Annotated in this window: 23 protein-coding genes; 15 read left to right on the top strand and 8 right to left on the bottom strand. The window is 57.4% G+C overall.

Annotated elements, in window-relative coordinates:
* Both trkA and ACYZT8_RS30155 read left to right on the top strand, forming a co-directional pair.
* Positions 1–1,374 carry a Trk system potassium transporter TrkA gene (gene trkA / locus ACYZT8_RS30160; protein ID WP_461956429.1) on the top strand — a complete coding sequence of 458 codons (1,374 nt, stop codon included), beginning with the start codon at positions 1–3 and terminating at the stop codon, positions 1,372–1,374.
* A 141-nt stretch (positions 1,375–1,515) separates the two neighbouring features.
* On the top strand, positions 1,516–1,830 hold the full coding sequence (locus ACYZT8_RS30155; RefSeq protein ID WP_109627002.1) for a tetratricopeptide repeat protein: 315 nt from the start codon (positions 1,516–1,518) through the stop codon (positions 1,828–1,830).
* Here ACYZT8_RS30155 and ACYZT8_RS30150 read toward each other — a convergent pair whose 3' ends face one another.
* The 3 genes from ACYZT8_RS30150 to tag all read right to left on the bottom strand — a co-directional run bounded on the left by ACYZT8_RS30150 (position 1,831) and on the right by tag (position 3,628).
* Positions 1,831–2,070, bottom strand: coding sequence for a PilZ domain-containing protein (locus tag ACYZT8_RS30150; protein WP_094469847.1), 240 nt, complete (start codon positions 2,068–2,070; stop codon positions 1,831–1,833). It abuts the gene before it with no gap.
* Positions 2,071–2,142: 72 nt separating this feature from the next.
* On the bottom strand, positions 2,143–3,030 hold the full coding sequence (locus ACYZT8_RS30145) for a lysophospholipid acyltransferase (protein WP_461978138.1): 888 nt from the start codon (positions 3,028–3,030) through the stop codon (positions 2,143–2,145).
* A gap of 40 nt (positions 3,031–3,070) precedes the next feature.
* A complete protein-coding gene (gene tag, locus ACYZT8_RS30140) occupies positions 3,071–3,628 on the bottom strand; it encodes a DNA-3-methyladenine glycosylase I (protein ID WP_461978136.1) in 558 nt (185 codons plus the stop codon).
* A gap of 81 nt (positions 3,629–3,709) precedes the next feature.
* Here tag and glyQ point away from each other — a divergent pair, with 81 nt between their 5' ends.
* The 4 genes from glyQ (at position 3,710) to ACYZT8_RS30120 (ending at position 8,119) form a co-directional block, all read left to right on the top strand.
* Entirely contained in the window at positions 3,710–4,663 is a 954-nt protein-coding gene (gene glyQ, locus ACYZT8_RS30135) for a glycine--tRNA ligase subunit alpha (protein ID WP_008155694.1), read from the top strand.
* Entirely contained in the window at positions 4,660–6,714 is a 2,055-nt protein-coding gene (glyS, locus tag ACYZT8_RS30130; RefSeq protein WP_461978134.1) for a glycine--tRNA ligase subunit beta, read from the top strand. Before glyQ ends, glyS begins: the two co-directional genes overlap by 4 nt.
* Before the next feature lie 4 nt (positions 6,715–6,718).
* The gene (gene gmhB, locus ACYZT8_RS30125; RefSeq protein ID WP_461982651.1) at positions 6,719–7,258 is read left to right on the top strand and encodes a D-glycero-beta-D-manno-heptose 1,7-bisphosphate 7-phosphatase; all 540 of its coding nucleotides are present in this window, start codon (positions 6,719–6,721) and stop codon (positions 7,256–7,258) included.
* Positions 7,259–7,339: 81 nt separating this feature from the next.
* A complete protein-coding gene (locus ACYZT8_RS30120; protein WP_461978132.1) occupies positions 7,340–8,119 on the top strand; it encodes a lysophospholipid acyltransferase family protein in 780 nt (259 codons plus the stop codon).
* A gap of 206 nt (positions 8,120–8,325) precedes the next feature.
* On the opposite strand, the gene dinD is transcribed toward ACYZT8_RS30120, so the two are convergent.
* The 5 genes from dinD to dnaA all read right to left on the bottom strand — a co-directional run bounded on the left by dinD (position 8,326) and on the right by dnaA (position 15,516).
* On the bottom strand, positions 8,326–9,162 hold the full coding sequence (gene dinD / locus ACYZT8_RS30115) for a DNA damage-inducible protein D (RefSeq protein ID WP_461978130.1): 837 nt from the start codon (positions 9,160–9,162) through the stop codon (positions 8,326–8,328).
* Between the two features lie 146 nt (positions 9,163–9,308).
* The gene (gyrB, locus tag ACYZT8_RS30110) at positions 9,309–11,732 is read right to left on the bottom strand and encodes a DNA topoisomerase (ATP-hydrolyzing) subunit B (RefSeq protein ID WP_008155700.1); all 2,424 of its coding nucleotides are present in this window, start codon (positions 11,730–11,732) and stop codon (positions 9,309–9,311) included.
* A gap of 5 nt (positions 11,733–11,737) precedes the next feature.
* Positions 11,738–12,841: a DNA replication/repair protein RecF gene (gene recF, locus ACYZT8_RS30105; RefSeq protein WP_131059041.1), complete on the bottom strand. Its 1,104-nt coding sequence runs from the start codon at positions 12,839–12,841 to the stop codon at positions 11,738–11,740.
* A gap of 20 nt (positions 12,842–12,861) precedes the next feature.
* Positions 12,862–13,965, bottom strand: a complete 1,104-nt coding sequence (gene dnaN, locus ACYZT8_RS30100; RefSeq protein ID WP_008155702.1) for a DNA polymerase III subunit beta — start codon at positions 13,963–13,965, stop codon at positions 12,862–12,864.
* Positions 13,966–14,004: 39 nt separating this feature from the next.
* The gene (dnaA, locus tag ACYZT8_RS30095) at positions 14,005–15,516 is read right to left on the bottom strand and encodes a chromosomal replication initiator protein DnaA (RefSeq protein ID WP_461978128.1); all 1,512 of its coding nucleotides are present in this window, start codon (positions 15,514–15,516) and stop codon (positions 14,005–14,007) included.
* Positions 15,517–16,083: 567 nt separating this feature from the next.
* Between dnaA and rpmH the strand changes: the two genes are divergently transcribed.
* The 9 genes from rpmH to ACYZT8_RS30050 all read left to right on the top strand — a co-directional run bounded on the left by rpmH (position 16,084) and on the right by ACYZT8_RS30050 (position 24,800).
* Positions 16,084–16,218 carry a 50S ribosomal protein L34 gene (gene rpmH / locus ACYZT8_RS30090; protein WP_003213577.1) on the top strand — a complete coding sequence of 45 codons (135 nt, stop codon included), beginning with the start codon at positions 16,084–16,086 and terminating at the stop codon, positions 16,216–16,218.
* A 16-nt stretch (positions 16,219–16,234) separates the two neighbouring features.
* Positions 16,235–16,636, top strand: a complete 402-nt coding sequence (gene rnpA, locus ACYZT8_RS30085) for a ribonuclease P protein component (protein WP_010465490.1) — start codon at positions 16,235–16,237, stop codon at positions 16,634–16,636.
* On the top strand, positions 16,629–16,874 hold the full coding sequence (gene yidD / locus ACYZT8_RS30080) for a membrane protein insertion efficiency factor YidD (protein ID WP_074872215.1): 246 nt from the start codon (positions 16,629–16,631) through the stop codon (positions 16,872–16,874). The genes rnpA and yidD overlap by 8 nt, the downstream gene beginning before the upstream one ends.
* Positions 16,875–16,876: 2 nt before the next feature.
* Positions 16,877–18,562: a membrane protein insertase YidC gene (gene yidC / locus ACYZT8_RS30075; RefSeq protein WP_461978126.1), complete on the top strand. Its 1,686-nt coding sequence runs from the start codon at positions 16,877–16,879 to the stop codon at positions 18,560–18,562.
* A gap of 79 nt (positions 18,563–18,641) precedes the next feature.
* Positions 18,642–20,012, top strand: a complete 1,371-nt coding sequence (gene mnmE, locus ACYZT8_RS30070) for a tRNA uridine-5-carboxymethylaminomethyl(34) synthesis GTPase MnmE (RefSeq protein ID WP_461978124.1) — start codon at positions 18,642–18,644, stop codon at positions 20,010–20,012.
* Positions 20,013–20,562: 550 nt separating this feature from the next.
* The gene (gene mnmG / locus ACYZT8_RS30065) at positions 20,563–22,461 is read left to right on the top strand and encodes a tRNA uridine-5-carboxymethylaminomethyl(34) synthesis enzyme MnmG (protein WP_461978122.1); all 1,899 of its coding nucleotides are present in this window, start codon (positions 20,563–20,565) and stop codon (positions 22,459–22,461) included.
* Positions 22,458–23,102, top strand: coding sequence for a 16S rRNA (guanine(527)-N(7))-methyltransferase RsmG (gene rsmG / locus ACYZT8_RS30060; protein WP_461978120.1), 645 nt, complete (start codon positions 22,458–22,460; stop codon positions 23,100–23,102). The genes mnmG and rsmG overlap by 4 nt, the downstream gene beginning before the upstream one ends.
* An 18-nt stretch (positions 23,103–23,120) precedes the next feature.
* Positions 23,121–23,918: a ParA family protein gene (locus ACYZT8_RS30055; protein ID WP_027926208.1), complete on the top strand. Its 798-nt coding sequence runs from the start codon at positions 23,121–23,123 to the stop codon at positions 23,916–23,918.
* A gap of 9 nt (positions 23,919–23,927) precedes the next feature.
* Positions 23,928–24,800, top strand: coding sequence for a ParB/RepB/Spo0J family partition protein (locus tag ACYZT8_RS30050; RefSeq protein WP_008027541.1), 873 nt, complete (start codon positions 23,928–23,930; stop codon positions 24,798–24,800).
* Positions 24,801–24,906 lie beyond the last annotated feature (106 nt).

The raw sequence follows: 24,906 nt of genomic DNA, 5'->3' as shown, positions 1-24,906 counted from the left end.
ATGAAAATCATCATCCTCGGCGCAGGGCAGGTCGGCGGTTCGCTGGCGGAACATCTGGCCAGCGAGGCCAACGACATCACCGTGGTCGACACCGATGGCGAACGCCTGCGCGACCTCGGCGATCGCCTGGACATCCGCACCGTGCAGGGCCGCGGCTCACTGCCGACGGTGCTGCGTCAGGCCGGCGCGGACGATGCCGACATGCTGGTGGCGGTGACCAACAGTGACGAAACCAACATGGTGGCCTGTCAGGTTGCCCACACCCTGTTCCACACCCCGACCAAGATCGCCCGGGTCCGCGAAGCCGCATACCTGACGCGCTCCGAGCTGTTTGATAACGACGCGATTCCAGTGGACGTGCTGATCAGCCCGGAACAAGTGGTCACCAATTACATCAAGCGCCTGATCCAGCATCCGGGCGCGTTGCAGGTGATCGACTTCGCCGAAGGCAAAGCGCAACTGGTGGCAGTGAAGGCGTACTACGGCGGGCCATTGGTGGGTCAGCAACTGCGCCAGTTGCGTGAACACATGCCCAACGTTGAAACCCGCGTCGCCGCGATTTTCCGCCGTGACCGGCCGATCCTGCCCCAAGGCGATACGGTGATCGAGGCCGACGACGAAGTGTTTTTCATCGCCGCCAAGGCGAATATTCGCGCAGTGATGAGCGAAATGCGCCGTCTGGATGAAACCTACAAGCGCATCGTCATCGCCGGTGGCGGGCAGATCGGTGAGCGTCTGGCCGAGGCGATCGAAAGCCGTTATCAGGTGAAGATCATCGAGATGAACCCGGCCCGCTGCCGCCATCTCTCGGACACCCTCGACAGCACCGTGGTGTTGCAGGGCAGTGCCTCCGACCGAGACTTGCTGATGGAAGAGAACATTGCCGACGCGGATATTTTCCTGGCCCTGACCAACGATGACGAAGCCAACATCATGTCCTCGCTGCTGGCCAAGCGCCTGGGCGCGAAGAAGGTGATGACGATCATCAACAACCCGGCCTACGTTGATTTGATCCAGGGCGGCGATATCGACATCGCCATCAGCCCACAACTGGCGACCATCGGCACGTTGCTGGCCCACGTGCGACGCGGCGATATCGTCAGCGTGCACTCATTGCGGCGCGGGGCGGCGGAGGCCATCGAGGCGATTGCCCATGGCGATGCGAAGTCGAGCAAGGTGATTGGCAAGTCCATCGAGAACATCGGTCTGCCGCCGGGCACGACGATTGGCGCGATCATTCGTGATGAAGAAGTGATCATCGCCCACGACGACACGGTGATCGCGGCGGGCGACCATGTGATTTTGTTCCTTGTGGATAAAAAGCATATTCGGGATGTGGAGAAGCTGTTTCATGTGGGGCTCAGCTTCTTCTGATCTCGCAACCAGATCGTTCCCACGCTCCGCGTGGGAATGCCTCAACGGACGCTCCGCGTTCGGCTTTAGATGGGACGCAGAGCGTCCCGGGCTGCATTCCCACGCAGAGTGGGAACGATCACTGACTGAGGGGAAACACCCATGCTCGAATCCCTGGAAAAAATGCTCGCCAAGGGTGTGGATAACTCTTTGCTGCGCTTCGGCCTGGGCAAGGGCTATCTGGACCTTGGGGAAAACGCCAAGGCTGCCGAGCATTTCCAGCGCTGCGTCGAATTCGATCCAAAGTATTCGGCGGCCTGGAAGCTGTTAGGCAAGGCCCATCTGGCGCTGGCAGATTTTGCAGCTGCGCGTCAGGCGTGGGAGCAGGGCCTGGAAGCCGCCCGCGCCCATGGCGACAAGCAGGCAGAGAAAGAGATGACGGTGTTTCTGAAAAAGCTTGAGCGTCAGGCGCACTGATCAGAGGTAGCGCAGCCCGATGCCATCGGCATCGACAAGCACCACTTCCATGCGCACTCGCGGCGCGCCTGTGGGTAAGTCCTGCACCTGTCCATAAACCACCGCGCCTTTAGGCAACGACGACAAACCCGGATGCTTGACGTAGACGCCCGTGGTCGAGAGGTTGCGGGTCTGGCCGAGGCACTCGCCGAAGCTTTCGTGAGTGATCTTGATGCGAAACGATTTGCGGTGTTCGGACATCTTTTGCGCCCTTGTATGAACCGTTGTGGATAACCTTGAGGTCAAGGTTATCCACAGATCATGCCAATCAACTCAATACCAGCGTTCTTCGCCCGGCGGCCGCTTTTTGAAGCGCTTCATGCTCCACATGTACTGGCTCGGATACGCCCGCACGTAACGCTCGACCACCTGGCTCATGGCCGCGCAGGACGTTTCCGTATCAGTGCTGTACATGGCTTCTGGCGCGGCTTCCAGGATCACTTTGTACCCCGAACCGTCCGGCAGCCGTAGCGCATGCAGGAACACCCCGACCGCTTTGCCGCCGGCGAGCATATTCGGTACGAACTTGCTGGTCAGCGCCTGCGTGGCGAAGAACGGCACGAAGATCCCGGCGGATTCGGACGGTTCCGGGTCAGCGGGAATGCCCACTGCACCACCTTTGCGCACTTCCTTGATGACGCTGAGGATGCCTTCCTTGGTGGAAGCGGCCACGCGGTTGCCCAGTTGCACCCGTTGCTTGCGCAGCAAATCGTCCACAGCCTTCAGCTTCGGCGGACGATAGAAAATGATTGGTTTGCACTGATTGCAGTAGAAATGGTTCAACACTTCCCAATTGCCCAAGTGGCTGGTGATGCCGACGACACCTTTGCCAGAGGCGAGGGCGTCCTTCAACACGTCGAGCCCTTCGACTTCACGCACCAGGTCGATGGAACGCTGGGCAGGCCAGATCCAGGCGCAGGCGCTTTCAGTCAGGGACTTGCCGATGTCTCTCAGGCTCTGGCCGACCAGACGCTCGCGTTCAGCCGGGTCCATCTGCGGAAAACACTTGGCGAGGTTGATCCGCACCACATCGCGGGAACGGTTGGGGGTTTTCCACATCACCCAGCCAATGGCCGAGCCCACTGCCTGCACTGCCCGCCACGGGAGCAGGGCAAACAGCCGCAGAGCGCCTACCAGCAAGGCGCCTTTAAACTTATCCACAGGTCACTCCTGATCTTGTGCTGTGCGCGAGGCGGCTATTCTAACCGCCGTTGGCGAGCTGAGCGTAGCGGTCGCAGTCTTGCGTGTGGTCCATGACCATGCCCGAGGCCTGCATCAGCGCGTAGCAAATGGTCGGACCGACGAACGTGAAGCCGGCCTTTTTCAGGCCTTTGCTCATCTCCACTGCGACTGGCGTGACCGCCGGCACCTCGGTGCGATCCTTGAAATGATTGATCACAGGTGCCCCGCCGACGAAGGACCAGAGAAACTCCACCGGGTCCTCCAGCGCCAGCCAGGCCTGGGCGTTGCGACGGGCCGCATTGAGTTTGAGGCGATTGCGAATGATGCCCGGATCGAGCATCAATTCATCGATTTCCGCGTCGCTCATCTGCGCCACCCGTTGGACGTCGAAGCCGAACAATACCTCACGATATCGCTCACGTTTACGCAGCACGGTGATCCAGGAAAGGCCGGCCTGGAACCCTTCGAGCAAAAGCAACTCGAACAATCCCTGCGCATCGCGTAGCGGCGTACCCCACTCCTGATCGTGATAAGCCATGTACAGCGGATCTTCGGAACACCAAAAGCAGCGTGGCATAAGGCTCCAGGGGGCGTGCGCAGGACCGAATCGGGTATACTCCCGCTCTTTAAATCGCAGCCCAAGAAACAGGTGAATTTCGTGAGCCAGCCTACGCCAGCCGTGCGTACCTTCCAAGACTTGATCCTCGCCCTCCAGCAATACTGGGCCGAGCAAGGTTGTGTGGTACTTCAGCCCTACGATATGGAAGTAGGCGCCGGCACTTTCCACACCGCTACATTCCTGCGCGCCATTGGCCCGGAAACCTGGAACGCCGCTTATGTGCAGCCCAGTCGTCGCCCGACTGACGGCCGCTACGGCGAAAACCCGAACCGTCTGCAGCACTACTACCAGTTCCAGGTAGTCCTGAAGCCGAACCCGGACAACTTCCAGGAACTGTACCTGGGCTCCCTCAAGCACGTCGGCCTGGACCCGCTGGTCCACGACATCCGCTTCGTCGAAGACAACTGGGAATCGCCGACGCTGGGCGCCTGGGGTCTGGGCTGGGAAGTCTGGCTCAACGGCATGGAAGTGACGCAGTTCACTTACTTCCAGCAAGCGGGCGGCATCGAGTGCTACCCGGTGACCGGCGAGATCACCTACGGTCTCGAGCGTCTGGCCATGTACCTGCAAGGCGTGGACTCGGTCTACGACCTGGTCTGGGCTGACGGCCCGATGGGCAAGGTCACCTACGGCGACGTGTTCCACCAGAACGAAGTGGAGCAATCGACCTACAACTTCGAACACGCCAACGTCGAGAAGCTGTTCGAACTGTTCGATTTCTACGAAAGCGAAGCCAAGCGCCTGATCGAACTCGACCAGCCGTTGCCGTTGCCAAGCTACGAAATGGTGTTGAAGGCGTCCCATACCTTCAACCTGCTGGATGCGCGCCGGGCGATCTCGGTGACTGCGCGTCAGCAATACATTCTGCGTGTGCGCACCCTGGCGCGTTCCGTCGCGCAAGCCTACCTGCTGGCTCGCGCCAAGCTGGGCTTCCCGATGGCGACCCCGGACCTGCGTGATGAAGTACTGGCCAAGCTGGAGGCTGCACAATGAGTGCTCAAGATTTTCTGGTTGAACTGGGCACCGAAGAACTGCCACCCAAAGCCCTGAACACCCTGGCCGACGCGTTCCTGGCCGGTATCGACAAGGGCCTGCAAGCCGCTGGCCTGAACTACGAGACCAAAACCGTCTATGCCGCACCACGTCGCCTGGCGGTGCTGATCACTTCGCTGGCCACCCAGCAGCCGGATCGCAGCATCAACCTCGACGGCCCGCCACGTCAGGCTGCGTTCGATGCCGACGGCAACCCGACTCAAGCAGCATTGGGCTTCGCCAAGAAGTGCGGCGTCGAGCTGAGCGAAATCGATCAGAGCGGTCCGAAACTGCGTTACAGCCAAAGCATCGCCGGCAAACCGACCGCGAGCCTGCTGCCGACCATCGTTGAAGATTCGCTGAACGACTTGCCAATCCCCAAGCGCATGCGCTGGGGTGCTCGCAAGGAAGAATTCGTTCGCCCGACCCAGTGGCTGGTGATGCTGCTCGGTGACCAGGTCATCGATTGCACGATCCTCGCCCAGAAGTCCGGCCGTGATTCCCGTGGTCACCGCTTCCATCACCCGGAAAGCGTGCGCATCACCTCGCCAGCCAATTACCTGAGCGACCTGCGTGCCGCCTACGTGCTGGCCGACGCCAACGAGCGTCGCGAGCTGATCAGCAAGCGCACCGAAGAGCTGGCGACGATGCAGGAAGGTACTGCGATCGTTCCTCCTGCCTTGCTCGACGAAGTGACCGCGCTGGTTGAATGGCCGGTGCCGCTGGTGTGCTCGTTCGAGGAACGTTTCCTCGACGTACCGCAAGAAGCCCTGATCACCACCATGCAGGACAACCAGAAGTATTTCTGCCTGCTGGATGCCGACGGCAAGTTGCTGCCACGTTTCATCACCGTGGCCAACATCGAAAGCAAAGACCCGCAGCAGATCATCGCCGGTAACGAGAAAGTGGTTCGCCCACGCCTGACCGACGCCGAGTTCTTCTTCAAGCAAGACAAGAAGCAGAAACTCGAAGACTTCAACCTGCGTCTGCAAAACGTGGTGTTCCAGGAAAAACTCGGCAGCGTCTACGACAAGGCCGAGCGCGTTTCCAAACTCGCCGCGTTCATCGCGCAACGCATTGGCGGCAACGCAGCCTGGGCTTCCCGTGCCGGCCTGCTGTCCAAGTGCGACCTGGCGACCGAGATGGTCGGTGAGTTCCCGGAGATGCAAGGTGTCGCCGGTTACTACTACGCCCTCAACGACGGCGAGCCGGAAGAAGTCGCACTGGCACTGAACGAGCAGTACATGCCGCGCGGTGCCGGTGCTGAACTGCCGACCACCCTGACCGGTGCGGCCGTGGCGATCGCCGACAAGCTCGACACGCTGGTGGGCATTTTCGGCATTGGCATGTTGCCTACCGGTAGCAAAGACCCGTATGCCTTACGCCGTGCTGCACTCGGCGTGTTGCGCATCCTGATCGACAAGAAACTCGACCTCGACCTGAACGATGCCGTGGCGTTCGCCGTGAATGCGTTCGGTACCAAGGTCAAGGCTGCCGGCCTGAACGATTCGGTGCTGGAGTTCATCTTCGACCGTCTGCGTGCCCGTTATGAAGATGAAGGCGTGGATGTCGGGACTTACCTGTCGGTCCGTGCCCTGAAGCCGGGTTCTGCCCTGGACTTCGACCAGCGCGTACAAGCGGTAGAGGCGTTCCGCAAATTGCCGGAAGCGGCTGCCCTGGCCGCGGTGAACAAGCGCGTTTCGAACTTGCTGAGCAAGGTCGAAGGCTCTGTTCCGTCGGTCGTGGAAGCCAAGTACTTCGACAACGCCAACGAGTTCTCCCTGTACTCGGCGATCCAGCAAGCTGACCAGGCTGTGCAACCGATGGCCGCTGCGCGTCAGTACAGCGAATCGCTGGCACGTCTGGCTGCCTTGCGCGAGCCGGTAGATGCGTTCTTCGAAGCGGTAATGGTCAACGCGGAAGACGCTAAGGTCCGCGCGAACCGTTATGCGTTGCTGGCGCGCCTTCGTGGGCTGTTCCTCGGCGTCGCCGATATTTCGATGCTGGGCTGAGGGACTGCTGTTGAAACTGCTGATTCTCGATCGGGACGGGGTGATCAATTACGACTCCGACGCTTACATCAAGTCGGTGGAGGAGTGGATTCCGCTCCCCGGTTCGATCGAAGCCATCGCGCAGTTGAGCAAGGCCGGCTGGACGGTGGCGGTCGCTACCAACCAGTCGGGCATTGCTCGTGGCTATTACGACATCGCTACCCTGGACGCCATGCACGAGCGCTTGCGCTCGCTGGTGGCGGAGCAGGGCGGCGAGGTCGGGCTGATCGTCTATTGCCCGCACGGGCCGGACGAGGGCTGCGATTGCCGCAAGCCAAAACCCGGGATGCTTAAAACCATCGCCGCTCATTACAACGTATCGCTGACTGATTTATGGTTTGTCGGCGACAGTCTTGGTGACCTGGACGCCGCAAAAGCCGTCGATTCTCAGCCAGTTTTAGTAAGGACCGGGAAAGGCGAAAAGACTTTGGGCAAGACCCTACCGGTAGGCACCTTGATATTTGACGATCTGGCGGCGATTGCCGCAGAACTTATCCACAATTAGAGTGCTTCGATTGTTCCGGTTATGGATTGATCGGAAGTGCGCTTTATAAAGACGGGCAGAGCCCGCACGGTAAACGTCACCATGTCGATACTGCAGGCCATCAGAACGTTCCTCTTTTATCTGTTGCTGGGCACCAGCTCTTTGCTTTGGTGCAGCCTGAGCTTTTTTATCGCACCATTCCTGCCATTCAAGGCACGCTATCGCTTCATCAACGTGTACTGGTGCCGCTGCGCCTTGTGGCTGAGCAAAGTGTTCCTGGGCATCAGCTATGAAGTGAAGGGCGCCGAGAACGTCCCGGACCAGCCTTGCGTGATTCAGTCGAACCACCAGAGCACCTGGGAAACATTCTTCCTCTCCGCCTACTTCGAGCCTTTGAGCCAAGTGCTCAAGCGCTCATTGCTGTTTGTGCCGTTTTTCGGCTGGGCCATGGCCATGCTGCGACCGATCGCCATCGACCGCGACAATCCGAAAGCCGCGCTCAAGCATGTAGCGAAGAAGGGCGACGAACTGCTGAAGGATGGCGTCTGGGTGCTGATCTTCCCTGAAGGGACTCGCGTTCCTTATGGCACCATCGGCAAGTTCTCACGCGGTGGCACCGCGTTGGCGGTCAACGCCGCACTTCCAGTGCTGCCGATTGCGCACAATGCCGGCAAGTTCTGGCCGAAAACCGGCTGGGCGAAGAAGCAGGGTGTCATCACCGTAATCATCGGAGAGCCGATGTACGCCGTGGGCACTGGGCCGCGCGCCATTGCCGATCTGAATGACCGGGTGCAAAGCTGGAACGAGCAGATGCAACGGGAAATGGGCTCTATTCCGCCCGCTCCGCAAGCGCCGGCTGCCAGTGATCAAGTGGCTGTCTGAGATTCTGTGGATAACCTGTGTACCGTTTTGCTGAAAACTAACGGTTTTTGATTTTATCTTTATGATTTATATACATATTTCTTAAACTCATAAAACTCGTAAAATGGTGCATAAGTTTTTTTCGGGCGCAAAAAAACCGGCTGATATAGCCGGTTTTTTTATGCTTGGGATTAGCTATGCACTAAAGACTAAGACATGGATACCGCTCATTCCGCAGAGGGTTTGTTCTGCAGCTTTTTCACAGCGGACGCTATTTGCTTGATGCTATTTTCGGGGGTGGGGAGATCCTCCGGCATGGTACCTCCCAAATCTGCGATGGTTTCGCGGACCTTCTTACCAACTTCTAAGTGAACTTGATTTGCGTGCTGCTTGTTCTTGACGTCATCGCGACGAAGCTTTTCTTCATCTTGCGTAGCACGGAACAGATTGGCAGCCAATTCAGTAGAGCCCATATGATCAAGAATCTTCTGGCTCCTCTTGAGGTCTTTACGCTTGTGGATAGCTTTCTGATCAAGTCCCCCATGGAGCCCCTGATATCCATGGTTTTGGAAAATCGCGAAGTCTAGGCCGGTTTCCACACCAGCTTGCTGCGCAACCTCCACAAGCTGCTTGTTATGCTCCTTCAACTCATTGCGCAGCAGTAAGCGCTTCTGGTCCTCCTTCAGTTGCTGGAAGGTAGCGTCATCGGCGAGCTCCTGCCGACGTGTCTGAATGGCAAAGTAGGTTTGCCCAGCAGCAATAATTGGCTTCGACGGATCACCGTTTTGTACAACTAGATAGCAGGCGTAGCGCGAAAGCATCACATCCCGCAGTTCCCTTTGAGCCCCTGAACCAATCCTGACCATTACGAGCACATCCTCGAAATGGTCCTGAATAGTCTGAGCGCTGTTCGAACAAGCCTCTTTAGCTCTATTCAATACGGACTGAAAATGGCGATATTCAGAATAATCGAGCAGCTTTGAAAGGTTTCTCGCAGACCAATATTCCGCTCCTTGCTCGTCGATCTGCTTTTGCATTTCAAAAGACTGGTATTGCTCGTCCATTATTCTCATCCCTCGTCGTTCATCAGCTCAATGCCGTGGTGTTCAGGTCAGCGGTTCTATTCTCAACCTATTAACGAAAAAAAACCCCGACGAAAAGGCCGGGGTTTATTTTAGTGAGCTACTGAATGTGTCCAATTAATCCCGGATCAGAAGTCCAGGTTGGATACCGCCAGAGCATTACTTTCGATGAAGTCACGGCGAGGCTCGACCGCATCACCCATCAGGGTGTTGAAGATCTGGTCTGCGCCAATGGCGTCTTCGATGGTCACTTTGAGCATCCGGCGCTGACTTGGGTCCATGGTGGTTTCCCATAGCTGATCCGGGTTCATTTCACCCAGACCTTTGTATCGCTGGATGGTGTGACGCTTGGTGCTTTCAGCCATCAGCCATTCAAGGGCTTCCTTGAACTCGGTCACCGGCTTCTTGCGCTCGCCACGCTGGATGTACGCGCCGTCGTCCAGCAAGGTGCTCAGTTGGGCGCCCAGGGATACAACGGTTTTGTAATCGTTGCTGCCGAAGAAGTCGCGGTTGAAGGTGACGTAGTTCGACAGGCCGTGGGAGATCAGTTCGACCTCTGGCAGCCAGACGTTACGTTCACGGTCTTCACGCAGGCTGGCTTTGTAGACCAGGCCGGATTTCTCGACGGTGCGCAGGCGGACTTCGTACTGGGCCATCCAATCCTGCATCGCTGCGTGATCGGACAATTGCTCCAGGCTGACAGCCGGCAGGTAGATGAAGTGCTCGGTCAGCTCCTGTGGGTACAGGCGCGACAGGCGCTTGAGGGTCTTCATTACCAGACGGAAGTCATTCACCAGACGCTCGAGGGCTGGTCCGGAAATACCCGGGGCTTCCTCGTTCAGGTGCAGGCTTGCATCTTCCAGGGCCGACTGCGTCATGTACTCTTCCATGGCGTCGTCGTCTTTGATGTATTGCTCTTGCTTGCCTTTCTTGACCTTGTACAGCGGTGGCTGAGCGATGTAGATGTAGCCACGCTCGATCAGCTCCGGCAACTGACGGAAGAAGAAGGTCAGCAGCAGGGTACGGATGTGCGAACCGTCGACGTCAGCATCGGTCATGATGATGATGTTGTGATAACGCAGCTTCGCGATGTTGTATTCGTCGCGGCCAATGCCACAGCCCAGCGCGGTGATCAAGGTGCCCACTTCTTGCGAAGAGATCATCTTGTCGAAGCGCGCCTTCTCGACGTTCAGGATCTTGCCCTTGAGCGGCAGGATGGCCTGGGTGCGGCGGTTACGTCCCTGCTTGGCGGAGCCGCCAGCAGAGTCACCTTCCACGAGGTACAGTTCGGAGAGGGCAGGGTCTTTTTCCTGGCAGTCAGCCAGTTTGCCCGGCAGGCCGGCGATATCCAGCGCGCCTTTGCGACGGGTCATCTCACGGGCTTTACGCGCCGCTTCACGAGCGCGAGCCGCATCAATCATCTTGCCGACGACCAGTTTGGCTTCGTTCGGGTTTTCCAGCAGGAAGTCGGAGAAGTACTTACCCATTTCCTGTTCGACCGCGGTCTTCACTTCGGAAGAAACCAGCTTGTCTTTGGTCTGGGAGCTGAACTTCGGATCCGGCACTTTTACCGAAATGATCGCGGTCAGGCCTTCACGGGCATCGTCACCGGTGGTGGCGACTTTATGCTTCTTCGCCAGACCTTCTGCTTCGATGTAGGTGTTCAGGTTACGCGTCAGTGCGGAACGGAAACCCACCAGGTGAGTACCGCCGTCGCGCTGCGGAATGTTGTTGGTGAAGCACAACAGGTTCTCGTTGAAGCTGTCGTTCCACTGCAGGGCGATTTCCACGCCGATGCCGTCTTCGCGCTGGATGTTGAAGTGGAACACCTGGTTGACCGGAGTCTTGTTGGTGTTCAGGTATTCAACGAACGCACGCAGGCCACCTTCGTACTTGAACAGCTCTTCCTTGCCGCTGCGTTCATCCTTGAGGACGATACCGACACCGGAGTTGAGGAAGGACAGTTCACGAATCCGCTTGGCCAGGATGTCCCAGCTGAAGTGGATGTTCTTGAAGGTCAGGTCAGACGGTTTGAAGTGGATCTGGGTGCCGGTGGTTTCGCTCTCGCCGACGATTTTCATCGGCTCTTTCGGAACGCCGTGGATGTAAGTCTGTTCCCAGATCTTGCCGCTGCGGCGAACGGTCAGGACCAGCTCTTCGGACAGGGCGTTAACTACCGAAACACCTACACCGTGCAGACCGCCGGATACTTTGTAGGAGTTGTCGTCGAACTTACCGCCGGCGTGCAGCACGGTCATGATGACCTCGGCTGCCGAAACGCCTTCTTCTTTGTGCACGTCTACCGGGATGCCACGACCGTTGTCACGAACGGTGATGGATTCATCCGGGTGGATAATGATGCTGATGTCGTCGCAGTGGCCAGCGAGCGCTTCATCGATGGAGTTGTCGACTACCTCGAAGACCATGTGGTGCAGACCGCTACCATCGTCGGTGTCACCAATGTACATACCGGGACGTTTGCGTACGGCATCCAGGCCTTTCAGCACTTTAATGCTCGTTGAGTCGTAGGTATTCGTATTTTCTTCGCTCAATGCCTTCACTCCCGATGGTCGTGGGTCTGGGTGATACGGCCCTGTTCCACGTGGAACAGAGCGACTGGCGTTTCCGTCTGCCAGCCTTCCCTCAATAATTCGTGATCTACACAGGTGATAAACACCTGGCAGCGTAAGTCTTCCAGCAAGCGGCAAAGCGCGCGGCGGTGGTGCTCGTCCAGTTCGGACGGCAGGTCATCCACCAGATAAATACACTGACCGCGTCGGGCCTGGCTCACCAGGTGCCCTTGGGCAATCCGTAACGCACAGACCACCAACTTCTGCTGTCCACGGGACAAGATGTCCGCGGCGTTATGTGCGCCCAATCTAAGACGCAAATCAGCACGTTGTGGTCCGGCCTGGGTATGACCCATTTGCTGATCCCGCTGAAGGGACCCGGCGAGCACTGCACTCAGCTCCCGGTCCTTGTCCCAACCGCGGTAATAGCTAAGCGTTAAGCCCTCGAGCTCAACCAGTTCGCTCAAGGTCTGTTCAAAGACTGGTTTCAAGGCTTTGATGTAAGCGCGGCGGTATTCATCTATTTCAGCGCTGGCCTGGCACAGTTCCCTGTCCCAAACCGCTTGCGAAACGGCGTCAAGTGTACCATGCCGCAGCCAAGAGTTTCTCTGGCGCAGGGCCTTCTGCAAGCGCTGCCACGTGGACATGAATCGCGGTTCCACGTGGAACACGCCCCAGTCGAGAAACTGCCGACGAATCTTCGGCGCGCCCTCCAGCAAACGGAAGCTGTCCGGGTTAATCAACTGAAGCGGCAGGATCTCTGCCAGTTGCGCCGCGCTGCGGGCGTTCTGGCCATCGATGCGGATCTGGAACTCACCCTGACGGTCGCGAGATATCCCCAATGCGCTGTGGCCACCTTCGGCCAATTCAACCTGCCCAAACACTGTGCATGCCAGTTGCTCGTATTGAATAACGGGCAACAGACGGGTGCTACGAAACGAACGGGCAAGCCCCAGCAGGTGAATGGCTTCCAGAACACTGGTTTTGCCGCTGCCGTTGGCGCCGTAAAGAATATTGATTCGGGGGGAGGGGGAGATGGTCACCGGGTGCAGATTGCGCACCGCGGTGACCGAGACGCGACTTAAGGACATCTAGCTTCTGCTGAGCATGATTACAGACGCATCGGCATAACAACGTAGGCCGAGTCGTCGTTGTCGGACTCTTGCACCAGTGCGCTGCTGTTGGAGTCGGACAGGATCAGGCGAACCTGCTCGGTGGTCATCACACCCAGCACGTCGAGCAGATAGCTCACGTTGAAGCCGATTTCCAGATTGCCGCCGTTGTACTCAACACCCACTTCTTCTTCAGCTTCTTCCTGCTCCGGGTTGTTCGCCTGGATCTTCAGCTGACCGTTGGCCAATTGCAGACGGATACCGCGGTACTTCTCGTTGGACAGAATTGCGGTACGGCTGAATGCCTCACGCAGGGCTTGGCGGTCACCGAGCACGAGCTTGTCGCCACCTTTAGGCAGAACACGCTCGTAGTCCGGGAATTTGCCGTCGACCAACTTCGACGTGAAGGTGAACTCACCCGTAGTGGCGCGGATGTGGTGCTGGCCCAGAACGATGCTGACGATGCCGTCCGGCTCAGTCAGCAGTCGCGCCAGTTCAAGGATACCCTTGCGCGGCACGATGACCTGGTGGCGATCCGGCTGACCGATATCGGCTTTCATCGAGCACATGGCCAGACGGTGACCGTCAGTGGCCACTGCGCGGATGATGCCTTCAGAAACTTCCAGCAGCATGCCGTTCAGGTAGTAACGCACGTCCTGCTGGGCCATGGCGAAGCTGGTGCGTTCGATCAGACGACGCAGTTTGCTCTGCTCCAGGCTGCAAGTCAGGGAGCCAGGGCCTTCTTCGACTGTCGGGAAATCGTTGGCTGGCAGTGTCGACAGGGTGAAGCGGCTACGGCCGGCCTTCACCACAAGCTTCTGCTCGTCGACCTTGATGTCGATCAGCGCATCGTTCGGCAAGCTCTTGCAGATGTCCATCAGCTTGCGCGCAGGCACGGTGATGGAACCCGGATCCGCAGGCTCTTCAAGTTGCACACGACCGACCAGCTCGACCTCCAGGTCGGTACCGGTCAGCGACAACTGCTGGCCTTCGACAACCAGCAGCACGTTGGAAAGCACCGGCAAGGTCTGTCGGCGCTCAACGACGCCTGCGACCAGTTGCAGGGGTTTCAACAGGGCTTCGCGTTGAATGGTGAAATGCATGGTCTAGTCCCTTGCCTTAATAAGCTGCGCTGGTGTTCATCAAGTGGTCAGTGTACGCAGCAGGTTCTTGTAGTCCTCGCGGATGTCCGCGTCGGATTCCTTAAGTTCGTTGATCTTGCGGCAGGCGTGCAAAACGGTGGTGTGGTCGCGGCCGCCAAACACATCACCGATTTCCGGCAGGCTGTGGTTAGTCAACTCTTTGGACAACGCCATTGCAACCTGCCGCGGACGTGCGACCGAACGTGAACGACGTTTGGACAGCAGGTCGGAGATCTTGATCTTGTAGTACTCGGCGACCGTGCGCTGAATGTTATCCACAGAGACCAGTTTGTCTTGCAGCGCCAACAGGTCTTTCAGGGATTCGCGAATCAACTCGATGGTGATATCGCGGCCCATGAAGTGCGAGTGGGCGATGACGCGTTTGAGCGCGCCTTCCAGCTCACGGACGTTGGAGCGAATACGCTGGGCAATAAAGAACGCTGCATCGTGTGGCAGATCGACTTTGGCCTGGTCGGCCTTCTTCATCAGGATCGCTACGCGGGTTTCCAGCTCCGGCGGCTCGACGGCAACCGTCAGGCCCCAGCCAAAGCGGGATTTCAGGCGTTCTTCAAGGCCTTCGATTTCTTTCGGGTAGCGGTCACTGGTGAGAATGACCTGCTGGCCACCTTCAAGCAGGGCGTTGAACGTGTGGAAAAACTCTTCCTGGGAACGCTCTTTGCGGGCGAAGAACTGAATATCATCGATCAGCAATGCATCCACCGAACGGTAGAAGCGCTTGAACTCGTTGATCGCGTTCAGTTGCAGCGCCTTGACCATGTCGGCCACGAAACGCTCGGAATGCAGGTACACGACCTTGGCATTCGGGTTCTTCTTTAATAGGTGGTTACCCACCGCGTGCATCAAGTGGGTTTTACCCAGACCGACGCCGCCATAAAGGAAGAGCGGGTTGTAACCGTGCTTCGGGTTGTCCGCCACTTGCCAGGCCGCAGCCCGGGCCAGTTGGTTGGACTTACCCTCGACGAAGTTTTCGAAGGTGAAGGTACGGTTCAGGTAACTGGTGTGCTTGAGCGCGCCTTCGACCTGCACCGTGCGCTGCTCGGAACGAACCGGCGCCTGTTGCGAACTGGCCCCGGCCATCGGGTCGAAGCTGTCACGAGACGGCTCTTCACTGACCTCGGCAACTTTTTGAGTCGCACGCTTGGTCGGTGCGGTCGCCGGGGCTGGGGCCGGAGCACTGACAGGCGCTTGAGCCTGGGAAGCAGCGGCGGCCAACGGTGCATTCGGCGCCGCACGGGGCGCCGAACTGCGTTTGCTGCCTATTAATAAGGAGAGCGCAGGCGCCATGCCATTGCCATGCTCATCCAGCAGTTCAAGGACGCGGCCCAGGTACTTTTCGTTGACCCAGTCGAGAACAAAACGATTCGGTGCGTAAACACGCAACTCGTCGCCTTCGGCTTCGACCTGTAGTGGACGGATCCAAGTGTTGAATTGTTGGGCAGGCAGCTCATCGCGCAAAAGCTCCACGCACTGCTGCCAAAGTTCCACTGACACGGATATCCCCTAAGTTGAAAGCCGGTGAGGCAAAAACAAGCGGCCATTGTAGCGGCCACACGCCCACTTATCCACATGCAGGTTGCGCACAGGCCATGAATTATCAACGCGTTAACCGCAAAAAAGACGACCAATGGTATGTGCATAAGCTCTGTGGATAACCGCCCATGAGGGCACTGGACAAGTGGGGGCGAAACTCGGTGGATAACCTGCCTGTGGATAACTGACCATTCCACACACAGCTTATCCGACAGCGCAGCACAGGCTGCCCCCTGTTTTCCACCGTAGTTGTCATTCTCTGTACAGTGCGAGATAGAAGGGCTAAAGGTAGTTATCCACAGATGATCGTGCCCCTAGCTTTTATAAGCTTTACAGAAAAGCTTTAAATAACTTCCTTCTTTATTTCTATATCTAGCGAAGGACCTGCGGACGAGAAATCCCCTGGAGATCTATTTACAAGGAAACGCTGGTTGGAAATTGACCTAGAGGCTTGCTTTCTCTAGAATCCCCGGTCTCTTAAAACGGGGGCCATTCCGGCCCGTTGTGGACGAACCAGGTAACACGACAATGAAACGTACTTTCCAACCAAGCACTATCAAACGCGCTCGTACCCACGGTTTCCGTGCTCGCATGGCTACCAAGAACGGTCGTGCCGTTCTGTCGCGTCGTCGCGCCAAAGGTCGTGCGCGTCTGGCAGTTTGATAAGCCGGCACTGGAGGTGAGTCAGGACTTCAGTCGGGAAAAGCGTCTGCTAACTCCCCGGCATTTCAAGGCAGTCTTTGACTCCCCTACCGGCAAGGTTCCGGGGAAAAATCTCCTGCTCCTTGCGCGCAACAACGATCTTGATCACCCCCGTCTAGGGCTGGTTATCGGGAAAAAGAGCGTAAAGCTCTCCGTCGAGCGCAATCGCCTCAAACGTCTGATGCGCGAATCGTTTCGGCTGAACCAGGATTCATTGGTCGGTTGGGACATCGTTATCGTCGCGCGCAAAGGTTTGGGTGACGTAGAAAACCCCGAATTGATTCAGCATTTCGGCAAGCTCTGGAAGCGTCTGGCACGTAGCAAGCCGGTACCAGCAGTCAAAACCGAAACTGTAGGGGTAGACAGTCCCGATGCGTAAACTGGCACTCGTTCCGATCCAGTTTTATCGCTATGCCATTAGTCCCCTGATGGCCAGTCACTGTCGTTTCTACCCCAGTTGTTCCTGCTACGCGTATGAAGCCATAGAAAATCATGGCCTTCTGCGCGGTGGCTGGCTGGCCTTTCGTCGTTTAGGTCGCTGTCATCCGTGGAATCCCGGTGGTTATGACCCGGTTCCATCTATCCCTACCTCCCGTTCTTCTTCGATGGCCGAGTAATCATGGATATCAAACGCACGATCCTGATCGTCGCCCTGGCAATCGTGTCCTACGTTATGGTTCTTAAATGGAACCAGGACTATGGTCAGGCTGCCCTGCCGACTCAGAATGTTGCTTCCAGTACTTCCGCACCGGGCCTACCGGACACGGCGACTGGCAATAATGCTTCTGTCAGTGACGACATTCCACGCGCCGCAAGCGAAACCAGTGCCGTTGCACCTGCTGAAACCCCAGTAGCTGCAAGCAAAGACCTCATCCAGATCAAAACGGATGTGCTCAACCTGGCTATCGATCCACAAGGTGGTGATGTTGCCCAGTTGACGCTGCCGCTGTATCCACGTCGCCAGGACCATCCGGAAATTCCATTCCAGCTGTTCGATAACGGCAACGAGCGGACTTACCTGGCCCAGAGCGGTTTGATCGGTACTGATGGTCCGGACGCAAGTCCTGCCGGTCGTCCGGTTTACTCCTCGGAGAAGAAGATCTATCAACTGGCTGACGGTCAGGACCAAATGGTCGTCGACCTGAAGTTCAGCAAGGACGGCGTCAACTACATCAAGCGTTTCACTGTGAAACGTGGCCTGTATGACGTAACCGTTTCCTACCTGATCGACAACGAAAGCGCCAAGCCTTGGTCGGGTGCGATGTTCGCCCAGCTGAAGCGCGACGCCAGCTCCGACCCTTCTTCCAGCACTGCCACCGGCACCGCGACTTACCTGGGCGCTGCCCTGTGGACAAGTAACGAGCCGTACAAGAAAGTGTCGATGAGCGACATGGACAAGGCTCAGCTGAAAGAAACCGTTAACGGTGGTTGGGTTGCATGGTTGCAGCACTACTTCGTGACCGCGTGGATTCCGGCAAAAGGCGAGAACAACCTCGTCCAGACCCGTAAAGACAGCAAAGGCAATTACATCATCGGCTACACCGCACCGGCAATGACTGTCGCGCCAGGTGCAAAAGCCGAAACCAGCGCTGTTCTATACGCCGGTCCGAAAAGCCAGGCTGTGCTGAAAGAGTTGTCCCCAGGTCTGGAACTGACCGTCGACTACGGCATCCTGTGGTTCATTGCCCAGCCAATCTTCTGGCTGCTGCAACACATCCACGCACTGATCGGTAACTGGGGCTGGTCGATCATCTTCCTGACCATGCTGATCAAAGGGATTTTCTTCCCGTTGTCGGCTGCCAGTTACAAATCCATGGCGCGCATGCGTGCAGTGGCACCGAAACTGGCCGCGCTGAAAGAGCAACATGGCGATGACCGGCAGAAAATGTCGCAAGCCATGATGGAGCTGTACAAGAAAGAGAAGATCAATCCGCTGGGTGGTTGCTTGCCAATCCTCGTGCAGATGCCGGTTTTCCTTTCGCTGTACTGGGTTCTGCTGGAAAGCGTTGAAATGCGCCAAGCGCCGTTCATGCTGTGGATTACTGACCTGTCGATCAAGGATCCGTTCTTCATTCTGCCGATCATCATGGGTGCAACCATGTTCATCCAGCAGCAGTTGAACCCGACTCCTCCGGATCCGATGCAGGCGAAGGTAATGAAGCTGATGCCAATCATCTTCACCTTCTTCTTCCTGTGGTTCCCGGCTGGTCTGGTGCTGTACTGGGTAGTCAACAACTGCCTGTCCATCGCCCAACAGTGGTACATCACGCGTAAAGTCGAAGCGGCTACTAAAGCAGCTGCCTGATTTACACTGTGGATAACCACTCAAAACGCCCCCTAGTGGGGCGTTTTGCTATCTGTCACTTTTGTCTGGATACCGGTTTATGAGCGTTCCTCGGGAAACCATTACAGCTGTCGCCACCGCTCAAGGCCGCGGCGGTGTGGGCATCGTCCGTATTTCCGGGCCGTTGGCAAGCATTGCTGCCAAGGCAATCAGCGGTCGCGAACTGAAACCTCGATTCGCCCACTACGGCCCGTTTCTCAATGAAAACGAAGAGGTGCTGGACGAAGGTATTGCGCTGTATTTCCCGGGACCGAACTCCTTCACCGGCGAAGACGTGCTTGAACTGCAGGGTCACGGCGGGCCGATCGTTCTCGATATGTTGCTCAAACGTTGCCTGGAACTTGGCTGCCGTCTGGCAAGGCCAGGTGAATTCAGTGAGCGTGCCTTCCTCAATGACAAGCTCGATCTGGCGCAGGCGGAAGCCATCGCCGACTTGATCGAGGCAAGTTCTGCACAGGCTGCGCGAAATGCACTGCGTTCTTTGCAAGGCGCCTTTTCCCAGCGTGTGCATAACCTCACCGAGCAGTTGATTGGCCTGCGCATCTACGTCGAGGCTGCCATCGACTTTCCGGAAGAAGAAATCGACTTCCTGGCCGATGGCCACGTACTGGCGATGCTCGACAAAGTACGCGATGAATTATCCACAGTGCTTCGTGAAGCAGGCCAAGGTGCCTTGCTGCGCGATGGGATGACCGTGGTCATTGCTGGCCGGCCGAATGCCGGCAAGTCCAGCCTGCTGAATGCCCTGGCCGGTCGAGAAGCCGCGATCGTGACCGAGATTGCCGGCACCACCCGGGACATTCTTCGCGAACATATCCACATCGATGGCATGCCGTTGCACGTGGTCGACACCGCTGGTCTGCGGGATACCGATGACCAGGTTGAGAAAATCGGCGTAGAGCGGGCGTTGAAAGCCATCAGCGAGGCAGATCGCGTGCTGTTGGTGGTCGATGCGACTGCTCCTGAGGCACTTGATCCGTTCGCGCTGTGGCCGGAATTCCTCGAAACCCGCCCGGACCCGGCCAAAGTCACGCTGATTCGTAACAAGGCTGATCTGACGGGTGAAGCCATTGCCCTCGAGGTCAGTGACGATGGCCATGTCACCATCAGCCTGAGTGCCAAGTCTGCAGGTGATGGCCTGGAATTGCTGCGCGATCACCTCAAGGCCTGCATGGGTTACGAGCAGACCTCGGAAAGCAGCTTCAGTGCACGCAGGCGTCACCTTGAGGCCTTGCGGCATGCCAGCGCATCCCTTGAGCATGGTCGAGCACAGCTGACCCTCGCGGGCGCCGGTGAACTGCTGGCCGAAGATTTACGCCAGGCTCAGCACTCTTTGGGTGAAATCACCGGTGCATTCAGCTCCGATGACCTGCTGGGACGCATTTTTTCCAGCTTCTGCATCGGTAAATAGTCCTTCCGTTGTCCACAGACAGGCCATTCGCGCCTGTCTGTTCCCTCCCTTCTCTTAGATCTTCCTCCAGTGCTGAGCAGATTCTTTCTGCTTGAGCGAATTTTCCTTGTGCGGAATTTGCTCGATCAGCGCTTTTCTGTGGATTAAGCCCTGTGAGTAACTGCCACTAAGGGCAGTTGATAACAGGGCCTGAAAACTGAAGATAACCGTCCCTGTGGATAACCAACCCTTTAATCCACAGGCTTAAACCGGTTATCCAAGGGCCTCCTTGGTACATGGCCACAGGGTTTTGAATCTCCGTACATATTGAATATAAAGGCCTGTAGAGATCTATCCACAGAAAGGTGCCTCAGTAGAAATAAACATAAAAACAAAGATTTAATAAATTTCTCTCTTTTTAATTTCTATAACCCCGACTTCTCCACAGCTGGTTAAATTTTGTGCAAAGGGTTCTTTAGGAAGGGCGAAGTCCCTATACTTGCCGACCAGGTATAGAAACCTGAGCTCAAACTATTCCTGATTACCTACTGAAGCAGGCACGAGGTGCGTGGTGGATTTCCCTTCCCGTTTTGAAGTGATCGTCATCGGCGGCGGTCATGCCGGTACCGAGGCAGCACTGGCCTCAGCACGTATGGGTGCAAAAACCCTGTTGCTGACGCATAACGTGGAAACCCTTGGTGCCATGAGCTGCAACCCCGCCATTGGCGGGATCGGCAAAAGCCATCTGGTCAAGGAAATCGATGCCCTTGGCGGCGCGATGGCCATGGCCACCGACAAAGGTGGTATTCAATTTCGCGTGTTGAACAGCCGCAAAGGCCCGGCCGTACGAGCGACTCGCGCTCAGGCAGACCGGGTTCTGTACAAGGCCGCTGTCCGCGAAGCATTGGAAAACCAGCCGAACCTGTGGATATTTCAACAAGCTGCCGATGACCTGATCGTCGAACAGGAAACAGTGCGCGGTGTTGTCACCCAAATGGGTCTGCGTTTCTTCGCCGATTCCGTGGTGTTGACCACTGGCACCTTCCTCGGTGGACTTATCCACATCGGAATGCAGAACTACTCCGGTGGCCGTGCCGGTGATCCGCCATCAATCGCCCTGGCTCACCGTTTGCGTGAATTACCGCTGCGCGTTGGTCGTCTGAAAACCGGTACACCGCCGCGTATCGACGGTCGTACTGTGGATTTCTCGGTCATGACCGAACAAGCCGGAGATACACCGATCCCGGTGATGTCGTTCATGGGTTCCAAAGAGCAGCATCCGAAACAGGTGAGCTGCTGGATTACCCACACCAACGCCCGTACCCACGAAATCATTGCCGCCAACCTTGATCGCTCGCCGATGTATTCCGATGCAGGCTTGATCGAAGGCATCGGCCCGCGTTATTGCCCGTCGATCGAAGACAAAATCCATCGCTTTGCCGACAAGGAAAGCCACCAGGTCTTCATCGAACCGGAAGGTTTGACCACGCACGAGCTGTACCCGAACGGGATATCCACCTCCTTGCCGTTCGACGTGCAATTGCAGATCGTCCAATCGATCCGCGGCATGGAAAACGCGCACATTGTTCGTCCGGGCTACGCCATCGAATATGATTATTTCGACCCGCGTGACTTGAAATACAGCCTGGAAACCAAAGTCATTGGCGGTCTGTTTTTCGCCGGGCAAATCAACGGCACCACCGGTTACGAAGAAGCCGGCGCCCAGGGTTTGCTGGCTGGTGCCAACGCTGCACTGCGTGCGCAAGGCAAAGACGCTTGGTGTCCGCGTCGCGATGAGGCGTACATCGGGGTGTTGGTCGACGACCTGATTACCCTCGGTACTCAAGAGCCGTACCGGATGTTCACATCCCGCGCCGAGTACCGCTTGATCCTGCGTGAAGACAACGCCGACCTGCGCCTGACCGAAAAAGGTCGCGAGCTGGGCCTGGTGGATGACGCGCGTTGGGCGGCGTTCTGCACCAAACGCGAAAGCATCACCCTGGAAGAGCAACGCCTGAAAAGCACCTGGGTTCGCCCGGGCACCGAGCAGGGCGATGCGATTTCCGAGAAGTTCGGTACGCCGCTGACCCACGAATACAATTTGCTCAATCTGCTGAGCCGTCCGGAAATCGACTACGCTGGTCTGATCGCCGTGACCGGTGGGGGCGCGGAAGATCCGCAAGTCGCCGAGCAGGTTGAAATCAAGACCAAATACGCCGGTTACATCGATCGTCAGCAGGACGAAATTGCCCGTCTGCGGGCCAGCGAAGATACAAAACTGCCTGTGGATATCGATTACACGAACATTTCCGGTCTCTCCAAAGAGATCCAGAGCAAGCTCGGTGCGACCCGTCCAGAGACCTTGGGCCAGGCGTCGCGTATCCCGGGCGTAACGCCGGCAGCGATTTCGCTGTTGATGATTCATTTGAAAAAACGCGGCGCGGGCCGTCAGTTGGAGCAAAGCGCTTGAGTTCGTTGGTCACCTCGCAACATGCCGAAGAGTTATCCACAGGTGCTCGCCAGCTCGGTGTCACGCTGACAGAAGCCCAGCACGCGCAGTTGCTGGGTTACTTGGCCCTGTTGATCAAATGGAACAAGGCTTACAACCTGACTGCCGTTCGCGATCCGGATGAAATGGTCTCCCGTCACCTGCTCGACAGTTTGAGCGTGATGTCGTTCGTCGAAAACGGTCGCTGGCTGGACGTTGGCAGCGGTGGCGGCATGCCCGGTATTCCATTGGCCATCCTGTTTCCAGAGTCGCAAGTGACCTGTCTGGACAGCAACGGCAAGAAAACCCGCTTCCTGACCCAGGTCAAACTCGAACTCAAACTGGATAACCTGCAAGTTATCCACAGCCGTGTCGAAGCTTTCCAGCCTGCACAGCCATTCAACGGGATCATTTCCCGGGCGTTCAGCAGCATGGAAAACTTCAGTAACTGGACTCGCCACCTCGGCGACGCCAATACACGCTGGCTGGCAATGAAGGGCGTTCATCCGGCCGATGAGCTGGTAGCATTGCCGGCAGACTTCCACCTCGATAGCGAACACGCCCTGGCCGTACCTGGTTGCCAAGGCCAACGCCATCTGCTGATACTGCGCCGCACGGCATGATTGGGAACACAAGCAAGAATGGCTAAGGTATTCGCGATAGCGAACCAGAAAGGTGGTGTGGGTAAAACCACCACCTGCATCAACCTCGCAGCTTCCCTGGTCGCTACCAAGCGCCGGGTGCTGTTGATCGATCTCGATCCACAGGGCAACGCCACCATGGGTAGCGGTGTGGATAAACACGGGCTGGAAAACTCGGTTTACGACCTGTTGATCGGCGAGTGCGACCTGGCCCAGGCCATGCACTACTCCGAGCACGGTGGTTACCAGCTGTTGCCGGCCAACCGCGACCTGACCGCTGCCGAAGTGGTTCTGCTGGAAATGCAGATGAAGGAAAGCCGTCTGCGCAGTGCGCTGGCGCCGATCCGTGAAAACTACGATTACATTTTGATCGACTGCCCACCGTCGCTGTCGATGCTCACGCTGAATGCCTTGGTCGCGGCGGACGGGGTGATTATCCCCATGCAATGCGAGTACTTTGCGCTCGAAGGTTTGAGCGACCTTGTGGATAACATCAAACGCATCGCTGAATTGCTCAACCCGAACCTGAAAGTCGAAGGCCTGTTGCGGACCATGTATGACCCGCGCCTGAGCCTGATGAACGACGTATCGGCGCAGCTCAAGGAACACTTCGGCGAGCAGCTCTACGACACCGTCATTCCGCGCAACATCCGCCTGGCCGAAGCGCCAAGCTATGGCATGCCGGCGCTGGCGTACGACAAGACATCACGGGGCGCCATTGCCTACCTGGCATTGGCGGGCGAGATGGTTCGCCGTCAACGCAAAAACTCACGCACCGCCGCCGCTCAGGCAACTTAAGGAATCCCCATGGCCGTCAAGAAACGAGGTCTCGGACGTGGACTGGATGCACTGCTGAGTGGTCCGACTGTCAGCTCGCTGGAAGAACAAGCGGTGCAGGCTGATCAGCGTGAGCTGCAGCACCTGCCCCTGGACCTGATCCAGCGCGGCAAGTACCAGCCACGTCGGGACATGGATCCTCAGGCGCTGGAAGAGCTGGCGCAGTCGATCAAGGCCCAGGGCGTGATGCAGCCGATCGTGGTTCGTCCGATCGGCAGCGGTCGCTTCGAAATCATCGCCGGTGAACGCCGCTGGCGCGCCAGCCAGCAGGCTGGCCAGGAAACCATCCCGGCGATGGTTCGCGATGTGCCGGATGAAACCGCGATCGCCATGGCGCTGATCGAAAACATCCAGCGTGAAGACCTCAATCCGATCGAAGAAGCCGTGGCCTTGCAGCGTTTGCAGCAGGAATTCCAGCTGACTCAGCAACAAGTGGCCGAAGCCGTGGGCAAATCCCGCGTGACCGTGGCCAACCTGCTACGCTTGATCGCGTTGCCGGAAGTTATCAAAACCATGCTGTCGCACGGTGACCTGGAAATGGGTCATGCCCGTGCTTTGCTCGGTTTGCCGGAGAATCAACAGGTTGAAGGGGCGCGACATGTTGTCGCACGGGGGCTGACTGTGCGCCAGACTGAGGCACTGGTTCGCCAGTGGTTGAGTGGCAAACAGGAGCCTGCTGAACCGGTTAAACCGGACCCGGATATCGCCCGACTCGAGCAGCGCCTGGCTGAACGCCTAGGCTCTGCGGTGCAGATCCGCCACGGAAAGAAGGGGAAAGGGCAGTTGGTCATTGGTTACAACTCCCTCGATGAGCTTCAGGGTGTGCTCGCGCACATTCGCTGAAACATTTCCTCATGTAGCGTGCAGTCGGAAATCACTACCTGACAGTTGAATAGGGGCTGAACCGCCCCTATACTCTGCGCGCATTTTGTCGGCACAAATTATGCCA

It is taken from the genome of Pseudomonas sp. LB3P93 (assembly GCF_054898025.1).
Note: the sequence above shows the minus strand (reverse complement) of the source record. Positions and strands in the feature narration are given on the sequence as shown.

Excerpts from the sequence above, each read along its gene's own strand:
- trkA (WP_461956429.1), top strand. The coding sequence starts at position 1 with ATGAAAATCATCATCCTCGGCGCAGGGCAGGTCGGCGGTTCGCTGGCG.
- ACYZT8_RS30155 (WP_109627002.1), top strand. The coding sequence starts at position 1,516 with ATGCTCGAATCCCTGGAAAAAATGCTCGCCAAGGGTGTGGATAACTCT.
- ACYZT8_RS30150 (WP_094469847.1), bottom strand. The coding sequence starts at position 2,070 with ATGTCCGAACACCGCAAATCGTTTCGCATCAAGATCACTCACGAAAGC.
- tag (WP_461978136.1), bottom strand. The coding sequence starts at position 3,628 with ATGCCACGCTGCTTTTGGTGTTCCGAAGATCCGCTGTACATGGCTTAT.
- glyS (WP_461978134.1), top strand. The coding sequence starts at position 4,660 with ATGAGTGCTCAAGATTTTCTGGTTGAACTGGGCACCGAAGAACTGCCA.
- ACYZT8_RS30120 (WP_461978132.1), top strand. The coding sequence starts at position 7,340 with ATGTCGATACTGCAGGCCATCAGAACGTTCCTCTTTTATCTGTTGCTG.
- dinD (WP_461978130.1), bottom strand. The coding sequence starts at position 9,162 with ATGGACGAGCAATACCAGTCTTTTGAAATGCAAAAGCAGATCGACGAG.
- recF (WP_131059041.1), bottom strand. The coding sequence starts at position 12,841 with ATGTCCTTAAGTCGCGTCTCGGTCACCGCGGTGCGCAATCTGCACCCG.
- dnaN (WP_008155702.1), bottom strand. The coding sequence starts at position 13,965 with ATGCATTTCACCATTCAACGCGAAGCCCTGTTGAAACCCCTGCAACTG.
- rpmH (WP_003213577.1), top strand. The coding sequence starts at position 16,084 with ATGAAACGTACTTTCCAACCAAGCACTATCAAACGCGCTCGTACCCAC.
- yidD (WP_074872215.1), top strand. The coding sequence starts at position 16,629 with ATGCGTAAACTGGCACTCGTTCCGATCCAGTTTTATCGCTATGCCATT.
- yidC (WP_461978126.1), top strand. The coding sequence starts at position 16,877 with ATGGATATCAAACGCACGATCCTGATCGTCGCCCTGGCAATCGTGTCC.
- mnmE (WP_461978124.1), top strand. The coding sequence starts at position 18,642 with ATGAGCGTTCCTCGGGAAACCATTACAGCTGTCGCCACCGCTCAAGGC.
- ACYZT8_RS30055 (WP_027926208.1), top strand. The coding sequence starts at position 23,121 with ATGGCTAAGGTATTCGCGATAGCGAACCAGAAAGGTGGTGTGGGTAAA.
- ACYZT8_RS30050 (WP_008027541.1), top strand. The coding sequence starts at position 23,928 with ATGGCCGTCAAGAAACGAGGTCTCGGACGTGGACTGGATGCACTGCTG.